We start from the raw sequence: 13963 nt of genomic DNA, 5'->3' as shown, positions 1-13963 counted from the left end.
CCGCGCCTCGGCGGGCGCCCCTTGCGCGACGGGAGCCGAAACCTTGCGAGCACATGCGCATCATCGGCCGAAAGACACGGAAATCGGCTGGAAAACGTGTTTTTCGGCCGATGATGCGTCGCTCAGCCGTCCAAGCGAATGACGATGCGCACGACGGCGACTCCGCCCTCGACGTCGGCGTAGAGCGCGCCGCCGTGGCGTTCGACGATCTGGCGCATGGCGGGCAGGCCCAGACCGTGGCGGGACGCGTCGGCCTTGGACGTGCGCGAGAACGACGCGCCGGGGACGGCCGCGTTCTCGCATCGCACGGCCAACCGTCCGTCCTGCGCGCGCATGGAAAGCGAGACGAAAGGCCGGCCGGCGCCCTCGGCTCGCACGCGCTCGCACGCCTCGACGGCGTTCGACAACAGGTTCGACAGCAGCACGGACAGCTCGGTGTCGCGCAGGGGAAGCTCCGCGGGCACGCGCGCCTCGCAGCGCACCTCGATCCCCGCCGCCTGGGCCGGAGCCAAATACGCTGCCATGACCGCGTTCGCCACCAAGTTGTCGGCGTAGCGCAGAGGGGCTTCGGCCTCCTGCTGGCCGGACAGCTCGACCAGATACGCTCTACAGCGCTCCTGCTCCCCCGCGTCGATCAGGCGGCTCAGCGCGGCCGCATGATGACGCAGGTCGTGGCGCGCCGCCCTCGTAGCCTCTTCGCCCGACCGCAGATGGCGCAGCCCCGCCTCGGCCGCACGCACCTGCACCTCCAGATCGCGCACCTGCTCGGCGGCGAGGCGCAGGCGGCGCACCCGCTCCACCAGCATCCAGGCGAACACGCCCACGAGCAGCAGCCCCGCGTACTCGCTCTGCCACAGGCCGTACATAGGCTCGTACGCGTTGTTGTCGAGAAGGTTCGCCACGAGCGCGGCGCCCAGCACCGCGCAGCCGCACAGCACGAAGCGCGCCTCGTCGGTGCGATCGCGCAGCCCGACGGCGGCGCATACGGCGAACAGCGCCCAGCAACCGACGCGCACGGCGGTCTGGTACAGGCCGTACGCCTCGATGCCGCCCGGCAGCGCCGGGATGGACAGCGCCCAGGCCAGCGTGACGACCGGCAGCGCCCACAGCGCGCGGGCCGTCCGGCGAACGAGGGGGCGGGCATCGCGCGTCCACGCCAAACCCGCGGCTCGGGCGGCTACCGACACGGCTGAGACGAGCACGCACGTCCAGGCCGCGTCCTCTACGGCATACCACCAGGCTCCTGCTGCGCCCAGATGCCAGACCAGGCCATGCGCGCCCGCCACGGCGAAGGCGGCGCACAGCACGCCGAAGTCGCGCGCAAGCGCATCGCCGTCGCGCTTGCGGCGCACCGCGAACGCGAACAGCGCCGCGGCCAGCGGCCCCAGCACCAGCACGCAGGCGGACAGCGCGTTCGCGAACGAGACGTTCGCCATCTGCTGCGCGGTGCCCAGCACGGGCGGGTAGACCAGCCCGCTGTAGTAGTGCTCGTCGTTGCGCACCTCAAGGCGCAGACGCGTGTCGCGGTCCGCCACGATGCCGACCTGCGCCCCGTCTCCGCCGGCCGCAGCAACGACCCCGTTTACGTACAACGTGAAATCACCGTACACCTCGGGAACCAGCAGCACGAGGGCGCGTTCTCGTTGCGCGCCGACATAGCTAAGCGTCAGCTCGTACACGGCGGAGCCGAAAGCCGACGTGCCGCCGGGAGCATAGGAGAAGTTGGAGTACTGGCCGATGAAGGTTTCGGTCCGCGGCGCCCCGTCCACGGAGAGCATCCAACCGTCCACGAGCGGGACGAGACGGTCGAGATCGTCATCGGACACCTCGATAACGCCGTCGGAGCCGTAGGGCGGCCCGAACAGGTATTTGTTATCATAGTGGTACGCGATCGCGAACACGCATCCCGCCAACAGGAATGCGACCGCGGCGTGAACCGCGAAGCGATGCACAGGGCGATGCGGCATGAACCGCCTTTCAGGACGACGAGGAGCTTGCATGGAGCATGGTAGCAGAAAACGCCTCGTGCGAGCATTGGCGTGCACGACCATGATCGCGCTGGCGCTGTCGCCGGGTCTGCCGGGCGTCGCGGCTCACGCCGACGTCCGCGAAGGCGACGCGCGCATGATGGCGGGCGGCGGCTCCGTAGGCGGGGGCCCGGGCGCCATCGACCACGTCGACAAGCCGTTCGGCCAGATCATCCGCATCATCCCCGATCACGGCATGTCGGCTTTGCTGTACCTGCCAGCCCTGCCGGTGGATCCGTACCACAGCGACGAGGAAACCGGACATCCCGCATTGCAGACGATTCGGGTCGACCGCGCCTATGCGGACGACCCGGACTCCTGGGAAGCCTGGGGCACCTTCGAATGGGACGCGGATTGGCAGGAGTACGCCTGGGGCCTCGACAGCGTCCAACCCGCGTACGACGACAACTACGCCGATCCCAGCATCCTGTACTGCACGGTCAGCTACTCGTCCGAGACCGTCGACTATCGCGACTTCTACCTCCGCGCGACCGCGGTGGTCCTCGAGGATGGCGTGCAAACCACTATCGAGTTCGAGCCGGCGCTGTTCGAATACGCCGAGGAGTGGCTTCCCGAACCCGTCGAGCCGGTCGACCCGGTCGAGCCCGAAAACCCTGCAGAGCCCGAGAAACCCCAAGAACCGCAGAAGGAGCCGCCGACCGTCGTGAACCCGCCCGACGTGAACGGCGGCGACAGCGGAGGGAACCGCGGAGGCGTGGGCCAGGGGGAAAGCGAGCGGAACGAGGCGAGCGAAGAACGGCCGAAGAAAGACGGCTTCCCCGCCGGCGGCAACCCTGTCTCAACGGCCTCGATCCTGCCGCTGCCGCGCAACGAGGAGCCGGCCGCCGGAACGCAGGACGGCGACGGGACGCAAGAAAACGCGCCCGACGAGCAAGCCGGGCGCGCAGGGGAAAGCGATGCTGCAAGCAAGGAATCGATGCCGGGAAAGGCCTTCGCCGATTCTTCGACAAGCCGCGATTCGGCGGCGACCTCCGCGGGCTCGACCTCGTCGGGAACCGCGCACCGTATGCCCGGCTTCGCCCTGGCCATCGGAGGCACGATCGGCGCCATGGCTTTGATCAGCGGCATCGCTGCCTTCGCAAGAGCACGTAGAAAGCGCTAGCGACGGCGGGAGCGCAGCGCTACGACCAACACAACGGCTCCGGCGACGAGGGCGACAGCTACGCAACCCGCCACGAGGGGGAACAAGCCGTCGCCGGTTGTCACCAGCGCTTTATCCGAGCCGGAGGGAGCCCCGGGGCTTACGTTCGTGCCGCTCGGAAGCTTCTCGGGGCTCGGCTTGGCGTTCGATCCGCCGGTCCCTTCACCGGAGTTTTCTCCCGGATTCTGCCCGGAGCCTTCCGAGCCGTCCCCGGGGTTGCCGCCAGACCCGTCGCCCGAACCGTCGTCAGGGCTCCCGCCCGGCGTGCCGCCGGGGTCGCCCGGCTCATCGGGCCCGACCGAAGAGCCGGAAGCGACCTTGACGGACAACGGAGCCGGCAGCTCCATGCCCAGCTGCTTCTCGTCCATCTCCACATGCGAGGAGCTTACGACCTCGAGGCTGCTCACGGACACTTCCGCAACGGAATCGCTCGAAGACGACAACGCGAGGGTTCCCAGATCGAGACGGTCGCCCGAGAACAGGTTCCCGTCCTTGACGGCCACGTAGAGGTTCACGCGCTGGCCACCGTCCACCGGCTTGAAGCGCACCTGCGCCACCGCGGCGCCCTCGACCGCCTTCGAGAAGCCGAACCCGGCCTCCAGCGCCTCGCCGCCCTCGCCCTTCACCGTCAACGACAGCTTGAGCGCCCGAACCTCGTCGCCTCCCTTGGGGACGACCAGGCTCACGTCGACCGAACCGTTCGAGGCACCCTCGTCCAGGACCACGCCAGGCGCCTCCCCCGCCCAGGCGATTCCCGGGGCAAGGGCCAGGCAGAGCGCGCATGCCGCCAACGCGCATGCCGTCATCTTCTTCATCTTCGCAAACATATCTTCAACCGTTCCTCTCGGCTTCAGGCTAATCGGCTGCGACGGTCGCGTTGCCGCCGAGCTCGACGTCGGGCAGATTGTCGGGAACATCGCCCGGAAGCGAGTCGCTCACCAGGCGCTGTCCCTCGTTCGTCAACGCGTTGTCCACGCGGTACAGCTCGGCGCGCACCTGCTTGGGCAGCTTCATGCTCGCAAGGTCGCCGGGCTCGATCCAGTAGACCCAGCTTCCTTCGGACACGTCGCCCAGCATGGCGTCGCCGGGCTCAGGCGCCATGATGATCTGGCTGGCAACCGTGCTGCCGTCGGCGTTCACGCCGCCCACCACGTTGCCGTTCTCGTCGTAGAGCACCACCACGTTGTACGCCGGGTTGCCCTTGTACGAGCCGGTGAACACGAGCGAGCCCTTCGGAATGAACTGCTTGTCCAGGTTCTCGTCGGCCTTCTGGTACACGAAGTCGCTCTTCAGGATGCCTGCCGCGCCGCCGTTCGCGTCGAGGAAGAACACGTCGTCGCCCGAGGGCCCGAACACGTCGAGCTCGGCCACCGACAGCTGCCTGCCCGCCTGGCCGACGGCCGTGATGCGCAGGTAGCGCGCGTCGTAGGTGCAGATCCAGGGATCTTTGCCGTTGTCGAAGTACAGCGATGCCCTGCCGTCCTTGTCAAGCGACAGCGCGCCCTCCTTGATGAGGGTGTAGTTCTCGCCGTCGAGGCTGGTCTCGATGCGGTAGTCCCCGATGGCCGAGCCCTCGGCGCCGGCGCCCAGCGTATAGCGCAGCGAGGTGACCTCGGTGGGCTTGCCCATGTCGAGCGTGATGACGGGGTCTTCGCCGTCCGACGCGCCCGTGTACACCGTGTCGGCCTTGCCGTCGACCATCAGCTCGGACGCGGGCTTCGGCGCGGGGGCGTCGGGATCGCCGTCGTCGGCAGGCGGAACCGAGTCCTGCGCGGAGGACATGTTCGTGGACACGGTCCAGCCGCTCTTGTCCTGCAGGCCGTTGCCCGTGAGCTTGATCGGATCGAGCACGAGCGCCTTCGAGCGATTCAAGAACTTGTCGACGACCGTCACCTCGTAGGACACCACGCGGTTGCCCAGCGAGGAGGCGTTGTCGACGTACGAGGCCGTACCGTCCGCCGCAGCCTGCGCGAAGCCCACGACCTGGCGCTGCTGCGCGCCGTCGACCGTGGTGAGGCGCGCGATCTCGTAGCCCAGCACGGAATCGCCCGCCGCCGCGTCGGCGCCGAGGGAGAGCGCCACCTCGCTGCCGTTCGCCTCCGCCGCCGCCTGTGCGACGTCCTTGTCCAGGACCGCGCCCGCTTCCTCGTGGGAGCGGGCGTAGGCCCGGGCATCATCGTTGGCGTAGCACAGCGCGCGGTCCTCGGCCGGGAACTGGCTGACGTAGGCCTTCGTGGCCTCGTCGGCCGTGAAGCCCCAACGCTGGAAGAAGTCGGTCAGGTCGCGCTCGGCCGCGGCGCTGGCCAGGCGGATGATGTTCTGCTTCTCGCCGCCGCCCAGGACAAGCTCGGTCCCCTCAGGCGCGGGCGCCGTCTTCGGAGCGCGGGCGTAGCTGTCCACGCGCGCGAAGAAGCGGTTGTCGAAGGCCTGCTGGTACGTGTCGTACAGCTGGTACGCGCCTCCGGCGTCGTAGGCCAGACGCAGCTGCCAGTACATGGCCAGCTGCGTGAACACGCTGCCGGTGCGGCCCTCGTCGCCCGAGGTCACGCGATCATACACCTCGTCGTAGCTGAACCGGGCCGAAGCGCTCGTGCCGTCGGTCTGCGACAGCTGCGCGAAGTAGTTGTTCGTCACCTCGGGGTAGGCGTACTGGGCCTGGTTGATGTTGTGCCCGATCTCGTGCGCGATGCCCCATCCGAAGTACGACCCGGAAGCCTTCTCGCCGTCGCCGTCCACCGCGACCGGAGAACCCTTGCCGAGCCCCGGGACCGAATCCCACTCGATGCCGATGTGGTTGCCCGCCGCGTACATGAACGCGCCCGCGAACATGCGCGTGTAGCGGATGTTGAGATGCTGCGAGGGCAGCAGGTTGCTCTTGATCACGGCCGCGTCGGTTCCCGCGTCGAAGGAATCGGCCAGGCCCTTGTGCTGGTAGAACAGCTCCATCATCTGGTCCATGGCGTCGAACGAGGCGAGCAGCCGAGCCGCGCGCTCGTCGGCGGTGCCCGAACCCGCCCCGGCCAGCATCTGCTGGGCCGGTACCGAGTACATCATCTGGTCGAGCATGACGTCGGTGGCGTTCAGGACGCAGTTCTTGGGATCGTAGCCGTAGCGCACCGCCGCGTTTCCGCCGGCTCCGTGCAGCTTGCCGTGGCTCTCCTCCAAGGCCGGCACGTAGGCCTCCAGCGCCTGGACGTAGGCCGTGGTGCGCGCGAGGCGCTCGGCCGAGTCGTCCACCTGGTACAGATCCAGCACGGGCACCGCCTGGGCCCCGCTGACGCGCACGCCCCAATCGGCGGCATCGTTATCGCCCGTGTACTCCACGTACAGCTGGCCGCCGTGTTCGACGTCGAGCGACGACAGGCTGGGGATCGTTATCTCGTTGCGGCCCACCTTGAGCGTGGCGATGGTCTTGGACACGTTGCTGGACTCCGGATGCTGCTGCGACACCACGAGGCGCAGCGGCGCCTCCTTGCCGGTGACCGCTCCCTTCGCGCCCGTGTACACCACGATCTGGTCGCCCTCGGCCACCACGGCGCCCAAGGGCTGCCAGGCGTTCAGGCCGCTGATACCCAGGCTGCGGTTGTCGCGCGCCGAGGAGATGCCGTTGTGCACGCGCACCGTTCCCTCGAGGCCCTGGGTTGCCAGCAGCTTGCGGGCGTTGTCAAGCTCCACCTGCAGCTCCACGCGGTACGGGTTGAACTCGCCGCTTGCCGGGTCGGGCGTGTCCAGGCGCTGCTGCAGCTCGTCCACCGCCGCGGAGGTCACGTCGTCTTTCAGCTCGAGGTGCAGGTCGTCGGCGTACAGCGCCATGATGTCGCTCTCCAGGCTGTCGTAGGCATGGAAGCGCATCTCGGCGACCACGACGTTGCCCGAGGACCAGGAATGGCCCATGCCGATCCTCACCTTGGACGAGGTCACGGGCTGAGGCAGCTTCGCCAGCACGTACTTGCGCCCGTTCTCGCCCGTGCGCATCTGCACGTTCGCCTGGACGGTCTGCCAAGCGCCAGCGTCGTCGACGTAAGAGACGCTGACCCTGCCGTAAGGAACGCCGTCCTGAACGTCGGCGAACGAAACCATGCCGAGCGTCTGGGGCTGGTCGAACGTCACCGTGACGCCCTTGCCGAGCGCGGGGTAAAAGCCGCCCTCGTCCCAGTCGGCCACTTTGAGATACGACGCGTAGTCGTCGTCGAACAAGCCGTAGGCGCTTTTTGCCTCGCCCGACGTTTCGTCCAGCGGGCTGTCGATCATGGAGCCGCGCCCGTAGGTTGCCGAGACGATGCGGTTCAGGTAGTCGCCATCCGCGTTCTCGGTGTTAACCAGGCGGTAAGCCGGCAGCTGCGCCGGCTTGACGTTCGCCGTGCGCACGACGGCCATGACCGAAGGCGCGCTCTCGCCGATCTCTTTCGCACCGGTCAGATACACCTGGTACTCGGTATCGTCCTTCAAACCGTCAACGGAGCAGGACGTCTTCGTCAGGTCGGGCACCTTCGTGAAATCGCCGCCCTCGTCGGCCTTCTCACGATAGAACAGGTTGTACGAATCGGTGTCCTCCATGTTCTTCCAGCTGGCCTTGAACCCTCGATAGGCGCCGGACAGCGAGATGCCCTCGGGCGCGTCGGGAACCTTCTCGGCCTTCGGCGTGACCTGGACGCTGCCGGACCAGTCGCTGCGCCAGGCGCCGTTCGTGGAGCGAACCTTGAGGGTGAACACGGTGCCGTTCTTGATCTTCTGCTCGTCGAACTGCGTGACGGAAAGCGAGGTGCCCGTGGCGCGCTTGACCTCTTCCCTGCCGTTCGCGCTGATGGAGAGCTCGTAGCCCGTCACGTTGGTCTCCGCCTTCCATGAAACGGAGAACTGCTTGCTGCCCGCGACGGCGGAAAGCTCGCCGGGAATGTTCAGCTCGGGTTCGGGGATGCGCTCCTCCATGTTGTTGAGGAACTCCACCTTGGACACCTCGGCGAGGTTCGTGCCGCCCTGCGTTTTGGTGATGACGAGCGTGACCTTCTTGACAGCGATCTGGCCGCCGAAGTCCACCACCACCGTGCCGTTCTCGTCGATCACGGCCGTGGGCGCGCTGGAGCGGAAGAAGGCCGCGCGAGCCTCGGCTCGGGAGATGCCGATCTCGCGGACGGTGCCGTCCGTCAGCTCGACCAAGAGGCGGCCCGCCTCGGAGGCATGGTCGCCGCTGGCGGGCACGTTGATCACCATGCCGCCCAGCTTCGGGGCCTGTTCGGAATCTTTCGCCAGGTCGAAGGACACTTCCACCGGATGCTCGTCGGAAATGGCCTCCGAGGCCCTGAGCGAGACGGGCTTCGCGTCGGCGCCTACCACCTCGTCGAGGCTGCCGGACGCCACCTCGGTGCCCTCGCCCGGCGCCGCCTCGACCGCCGCGGGGGGCAGCGAGCGCGCCACGGTGGCCTCCACCGCGACGCGATCGAAGCTGGACACGGCCGTCTCGAGATCCGCGAGCGACACCGTGCCGTCGCCGTTCGCGTCGCAGGCGGGGCTTGCCGCGCCCGCCTCTATGTCGTCGATGATGGCGGAGGCGTCCGCATCGTCGACCGTGCCGTCGCCGTTGACATCGCCGGGCACGAGCACGCCGATGCGCGCCGGAGCCTGCGGGTCGGCGGCCAGGTCGCCCACGTACAGCTCAACGGCGGAGGAATCGCCCTTGACGTCGATCTTCTGGGAGTACGGCGCGATGCCGGGCGCGCGCACGCTCAGCGTGTAGGAACCGTCGGCCAGACCGTCGAATCGCGCGACCGACCAGGAGTCGCCTTCAAGGGAAAGGTTCAGCTGCTGCGCGCCGACCTGCACGCCGTCGGAGTCGGCGAGGGCCACCTCGTAGGCGGTGCCGGCCGTCGCCGCCGGACGGCCCTCGGTCAGCGTCACGCGCAGCTCGCCTGCCGGCGGGGCAACGGCGCTGCGCGAAGCGTTTTCAGCTTGCAGGGGCGAAGCCGTAGGCTCCGTTGCGTTTTCGGTTCGGGTTTGAGATTTGGATCCGGAAGCCTCGGCGGTGCCGGATGCGTCCGGAACCTCGTTTCCAGGCCCGTGATCGGCTTCGGGGCTCTGATTCGGCGCCGTCTCGTCCGCCTGGACCCGTCCGGGAGGGGCGGGTTCCGCATCGCTTTCGACGGCGTATGCCGGGATGGTGCACAACGAAGACGCCAAGACGACGGCAAGCGCCGCCGACAAGGCACGGTGGGTGCGTTTCATGTTCGTTTCCGTTTCTCGCCAGCCATTACGTAGGTTGCGGGAACACGCCCGCAAATATGCGACGAGAATAATAACATACGGTGACGGAGACGGTGGCCGAATTGCCGGCGAAAGCGGGGAGAATATCGAGAACGAGGCGAAAGTGGGACTGGGAGATGGAGCTGACGACTCGTTTGGCCGCAAAGCGAGTCTTCAGCCCCGTCCCCCTGCCTCATTCGGGAGGGCCGCACCGGAATACGCGCCCTCCCCTAAAAAGAACGGCTTGCTACTTGCCTGCTCGCACCAGCTCTTCGGCCATTTCGCGCAGCTTGAACTTCTGCACCTTCATGGACGGGGTCATAGGGAAATCGTCCACGAAGAACACGCGCTTGGGCACCTTGTAGCGAGCGATGCGCGGAATGGCGAAGGCGCGCACATCGTCCTCGGTCATATCCTCGTAACCGGGGCGCACGCGGACGAACGCGCCCACGAGCTCGCCCAGCTTCGGATCAGGAATGCCCACCACCTGGGCGTCCAGCACGCCGGGCATGGTCAAGAGGAAGTTCTCCACCTCCAAGGGGTACACGTTCTCGCCTCCGCGGATGATCATGTCCTTGATGCGCCCGGTAACGCGGTAGTAGCCGTCCTCGTCCACCGTGCCGAGGTCGCCCGAATGCAGGTAGCCGTCCGCGTCGATGGCACGCGCCGTCTCCTCGGGCATCTTGTAGTAGCCCTTCATCACGTTGTAGCCCTTGCAGCACAGCTCGCCAGGCTCACCAGGTCCGCAGATGCGGCCGTCGGCGGGGTCGATCACGCGCACGTCCACCGGAGGATGCTTGCGCCCCACCGTCTCGCACTTGTGCTCGATGTCGTCGTCGGCGCTGGTCTGCGTGAACACGGGGCTCGTCTCGGTGAGGCCGTAGCAGATGGTGATCTCCTTCATGTACATGCGGTCCATGACCTCGCGCATGGTCTCGGGCGGGCAGGGGCTGCCGGCCATGATGCCTGTGCGCAGGCTGGACAGATCGAACGTATCGAAGTCGGGGTGGTTGAGTTCGGCGATGAACATGGTGGGCACGCCGTAGACGCTGGTGGCGCGCTCCTTATGTACGGCCTGCAGCACGAGCCCCGCGTCGAACTCCTCCACGATGATCATGGTGGAGCGGTGCGTAAGGTTCGCCATGACGCCCAGCACGCAACCGAAGCAGTGGAAGAACGGAACGGGCAGCGTCACGCGGTCGTCGGGTCCGAGCTTCTGGCCTTCGCCGATATAGAAGCCGTTGTTCAGGATGTTGCGGTGCGTGAGCATGACGCCCTTCGGAAAGCCCGTGGTGCCGGACGTGTACTGCATCATCACCACGTCGTTGTTGTCGAAATGGGTTTCCGCCTCTGCCAACGCCTCTTCGGGCACATGGCTTCCCAGCAGCACGAGCTCCGGCACGCTATAGCAGCCGCGATGCTTTTCGGGACCCATGTAGATGATGTTCTTGAGGAAGGGGTAGTTCTCGGACTCCAGGTAGCCGCGCTGCTGCGTGAGCGTCTCGGGCACGAGATCTCGGATGATCTTCAGATAGTCCACGTCGCGATAGGCGTCGATGACGCACAGCGCCTTCATGTCCGACTGCTTCAGCACGTAGTCAAGCTCGTGGCTCTTGTACACGGGGTTCACCGTGACCATGACCACGCCGATCTTGGCCGTGGCGTACATGAACGTCAGCCAGTCGGGGATGTTGCGCGCCCACACGCCGAGGTGATCGCCTGGGCGCATGCCGATGGCGAGCAAGCCGCGCGCCAGGTTGTCGGTGCGCTCGTCGAACTCCTTGTACGTCCAACGCAACGCGCGGTCGGGATACACGACGAACTCGTGATCGGGATCTACAGCCACCTGATCGCGGAAGTAGCGGCCGATGGTCTTCTCGGAGTGCAGCGGGTAGTCTGGATCGCCCGGGACGGGGGCGGTGATGGCTTCGGTCGTCATGTTCCCTCCCCTAGATCGGCGTGTACACGACGGCCAGGAACTTCGCCTTCTGGCCGTCATGGGCACGCACCTGATGAGGCACGATGGAGTCGTAGTAGATGCTCTCGCCGGGATGCAGCACGTACAGCTCCTTGCCGTACTCGATCTCGATGCAGCCCTCCATGCCGTAGAGCCACTCCTCTCCTTCGTGCCCCACCAGCTCGTGATCGGCTTCGCCGGAGGGATCCACCGTGATGACGAACGGATCCATGTGACGCGAAGGGCGCCCGGCTGCAAGGCTGAAGTAGCTCAAGTCGCCGCCCGAGGTCGTTTCGAGGCTCTTCGTGCGCTCGACCTCCTCCATCTGATCGCGGTCGATGTACGCGGGGCCCAGATTCTCGTCGTCGTCCATGAGCGTGCCAAGACGCACGCCCAACGCTCGGGTGATCTTGATGAGCGGCGCGAGAGATGCCGGCAGCTCGCCGCGCTCCAAGCCCTCGATGACCGAGACGTCGCATCCGCAACGATCCGCCAGATCCCGGCTCGACAGATGGTGGGCGGTCCGCAGGGTGACGATCTTCTCTCCGAGCCTGTTGTCATCCGCCATAGTGCGCTCCCCTTTTCTCTCGTCGCAACAATGCATCCGGGTAATTATCCCCCGTTCGCGTGCCGTCGCAACGAAAAAGCGCCGAACGGCCATCTTTCGCTTGGTCAAACGCTTGCGAGAAGGCTTGGAAACGCCCGGAAAACTCGCGAAGCGTCCCGCATGCGACCGAAGGCCCTTCCATCCTCGCTCCCACAGGATGGAAGGGCCTCTGGACCGACCCGGGGCGATGCCTTCGGGCGGACGGAAGCTAGTTCTTGAAAAGCTCGTGCTTGAGCTCTTCCTCGTCCTTGATGGACAGCGAGGTCTGCAGCACGTCGCCGCCGAACGGGCGGATGGCATCGATGAACTTGTCGGTGGTCATCTCGTCGACCACCATGAACACGGCGGCGCTGTCGTCGGTGCTCAGCAGGTTGCGCACGCGATCCTGGAAGTCCTTGTCCACGCCGTGCTTGACGATGGCGCCCGTCAACGCGCCGATGCCCGCGCCCAGCGCCGCGCCGACGATGGGCACGAAGAACAACAGACCGAACAGCACGCCCCAGAACAGACCCCACACCGCGGAGGTTCCCACCTTGGAGCCGGGCGTCACCACGTCGTACTTGCCGTCGGCGCGCCGCGCCACGACTGCGACGGACTGCAGGCTGACGATGAGGTTCTTGTCGAGATCGAGGATCTTCTGGTAGGCGGACTTCGCTTCCGCTTCGCTCGGGTAACCGAGCACGATGAGCGTACTCATATGATGGAGCTCCTTTCGATGCGTTCGAATACGGCTCCACTCTAAGCCTCCGCAAGCCCCTACGGCGAGAAGTGTTGCCGTTCGCCATCGGTTCGATACCGTCGCGTAAGCCGGCCGCTAGCCGCACGGGAAGGCATGAGGCCGAGACGCGCTTGCACGGCGGCATGAAAACGGCCCCGACGATCTTTCGATCATCGGGGCCGCGAACATCTTGCAAACGATTCCGTCAGGACGTGCGGTTCCTACCCGAACCGGTACTCCACGCCCATCGTGGGCCGGGGGTTCTCCCACTTCTTGACGATGGTGCCCTCGCAGGCGATGCGGCAGGTGCCGCACTCCAGGCAGCCCGCGTAGTCGAAGGACTTCTTGCCGTCCTCGTCGATCTTGTAGAGCGCCGCCGGGCACACGCGCACGAGCTTCAGGAACTCCTNCACGAGCTCGATGTGCGCGCTCTCCTCGTCCACCTCGTACTTGTCGAGCGCCAGGTACTCGTCGACGTTGACCGTGATCTCCTTGACCTCGCTCACAGCGACTTCACCGCCTTCCGAACCTCGCCGGCCAGCTTGAACAGGCCGCGCTGCTTGACTATGGGCATCATGCGCTTCATCAGCGGCTTCTGGGGTTTTCCGTCCACGCTGAACATGGCGTTGAAGACGTCGCGCGCCATGGCCGGGTACTCGGTGAACATGCGGTCCCAGCCCTCCATGACGTGCGGCCACTTGGAGAAGGTGCGCAGGTCCTGGATGACGAAGGAGCCCTCCATCGCCTCCTTGTAGGAGGACAGGCCCGCTGCCGACGTGTCGCCCGCGTCGAGCGCGCGCACGGCCGCCTGGCCCGCCATCTGGCCGGAGGCCACGGCGAAGTCCATGCCTCGCACCTGGTAGCCCATGTTCATGCAAAGGCCGGCCGACTCGCCGGCCACCAGGCAGCCGTCGAACACGTACTTCGGGACCATGCCGTAGCCGCCCTCGGGCACCATGTGGCCGGAGTGCTCGACGAGCTTCGCGCCGCGGATGACGGGCGCCACGGCCGGGTGGTTCTTGAAATCCTCGAGCATCTGGTACACCGGGTAGGGGTTCGAGGCGTCCATGGCCGTGGAGACGGTTGCCACGAGGCCGAGCGAGATGGAGTCCCTGTTCGTGTAGAGGAAGCCGCCGCCGACGTTGCCGTGCGTGCAGTCGCCGACGAAGAGCATCGCCGCGCCCTCGCCTTGCGGGACCAGGAAGCGGTCCTCGATCTGGGAGGCGGGCAGCTCGAACACCTGCTTGACGCCGAC

8 protein-coding genes and 1 pseudogene are annotated in these 13963 nt (G+C 66.6%); 1 reads left to right on the top strand and 8 read right to left on the bottom strand.

Annotation, left to right across the window (positions count from 1 at the left end; translation table 11 throughout):
• Nucleotides 1-122: 122 nt before the first annotated feature.
• Nucleotides 123-1967, bottom strand: coding sequence for a GHKL domain-containing protein (locus GT613_RS10290; RefSeq protein WP_009609290.1), 1845 nt, complete (start codon nt 1965-1967; stop codon nt 123-125).
• 31 nt (nt 1968-1998) lie between these two features.
• Between GT613_RS10290 and GT613_RS10285 the strand changes: the two genes are divergently transcribed.
• Nucleotides 1999-3150 (top strand): hypothetical protein, encoded by a 1152-nt coding sequence (locus GT613_RS10285; protein WP_009609267.1) that lies wholly within the window; start codon nt 1999-2001, stop codon nt 3148-3150.
• On the opposite strand, the gene GT613_RS10280 is transcribed toward GT613_RS10285, so the two are convergent.
• The 7 genes and pseudogenes from GT613_RS10280 to GT613_RS10250 form a co-directional block, all read right to left on the bottom strand.
• Nucleotides 3147-4016, bottom strand: a complete 870-nt coding sequence (locus GT613_RS10280; RefSeq protein WP_009307213.1) for a hypothetical protein — start codon at nt 4014-4016, stop codon at nt 3147-3149. The two genes, GT613_RS10285 and GT613_RS10280, sit on opposite strands and share 4 nt — an antisense overlap.
• Nucleotides 4017-4044: 28 nt before the next feature.
• Nucleotides 4045-9408: a discoidin domain-containing protein gene (locus GT613_RS10275; protein ID WP_161172611.1), complete on the bottom strand. Its 5364-nt coding sequence runs from the start codon at nt 9406-9408 to the stop codon at nt 4045-4047.
• Between the two features lie 265 nt (nt 9409-9673).
• On the bottom strand, nt 9674-11365 hold the full coding sequence (locus GT613_RS10270) for an AMP-binding protein (protein ID WP_009304369.1): 1692 nt from the start codon (nt 11363-11365) through the stop codon (nt 9674-9676).
• Nucleotides 11366-11375: 10 nt separating this feature from the next.
• Nucleotides 11376-11951 (bottom strand): helix-turn-helix domain-containing protein, encoded by a 576-nt coding sequence (locus tag GT613_RS10265; RefSeq protein ID WP_009304368.1) that lies wholly within the window; start codon nt 11949-11951, stop codon nt 11376-11378.
• A gap of 247 nt (nt 11952-12198) precedes the next feature.
• On the bottom strand, nt 12199-12687 hold the full coding sequence (locus GT613_RS10260; RefSeq protein WP_009304367.1) for a DUF1269 domain-containing protein: 489 nt from the start codon (nt 12685-12687) through the stop codon (nt 12199-12201).
• A gap of 242 nt (nt 12688-12929) precedes the next feature.
• On the bottom strand, nt 12930-13214 hold the full coding sequence (locus GT613_RS10255; RefSeq protein WP_161172610.1) for a ferredoxin family protein: 285 nt from the start codon (nt 13212-13214) through the stop codon (nt 12930-12932).
• Nucleotides 13211-13963 (bottom strand): annotated as a pseudogene (locus GT613_RS10250) (FAD-dependent oxidoreductase); the annotation flags it as partial. The pseudogene GT613_RS10250 and the gene GT613_RS10255, both read right to left, overlap by 4 nt.

Source organism: Eggerthella sp. BIOML-A4, from assembly GCF_009875575.1.
Classification (GTDB): Bacteria; Actinomycetota; Coriobacteriia; order Coriobacteriales; family Eggerthellaceae; genus Eggerthella; species Eggerthella lenta.
This window is presented reverse-complemented; position numbering and strand designations above follow the sequence as displayed.

Excerpts from the sequence above, each read along its gene's own strand:
- GT613_RS10280 (WP_009307213.1), bottom strand. The coding sequence starts at position 4,016 with ATGTTTGCGAAGATGAAGAAGATGACGGCATGCGCGTTGGCGGCATGC.
- GT613_RS10260 (WP_009304367.1), bottom strand. The coding sequence starts at position 12,687 with ATGAGTACGCTCATCGTGCTCGGTTACCCGAGCGAAGCGGAAGCGAAG.
- GT613_RS10285 (WP_009609267.1), top strand. The coding sequence starts at position 1,999 with ATGGAGCATGGTAGCAGAAAACGCCTCGTGCGAGCATTGGCGTGCACG.
- GT613_RS10290 (WP_009609290.1), bottom strand. The coding sequence starts at position 1,967 with ATGCCGCATCGCCCTGTGCATCGCTTCGCGGTTCACGCCGCGGTCGCA.
- GT613_RS10270 (WP_009304369.1), bottom strand. The coding sequence starts at position 11,365 with ATGACGACCGAAGCCATCACCGCCCCCGTCCCGGGCGATCCAGACTAC.
- GT613_RS10265 (WP_009304368.1), bottom strand. The coding sequence starts at position 11,951 with ATGGCGGATGACAACAGGCTCGGAGAGAAGATCGTCACCCTGCGGACC.
- GT613_RS10275 (WP_161172611.1), bottom strand. The coding sequence starts at position 9,408 with ATGAAACGCACCCACCGTGCCTTGTCGGCGGCGCTTGCCGTCGTCTTG.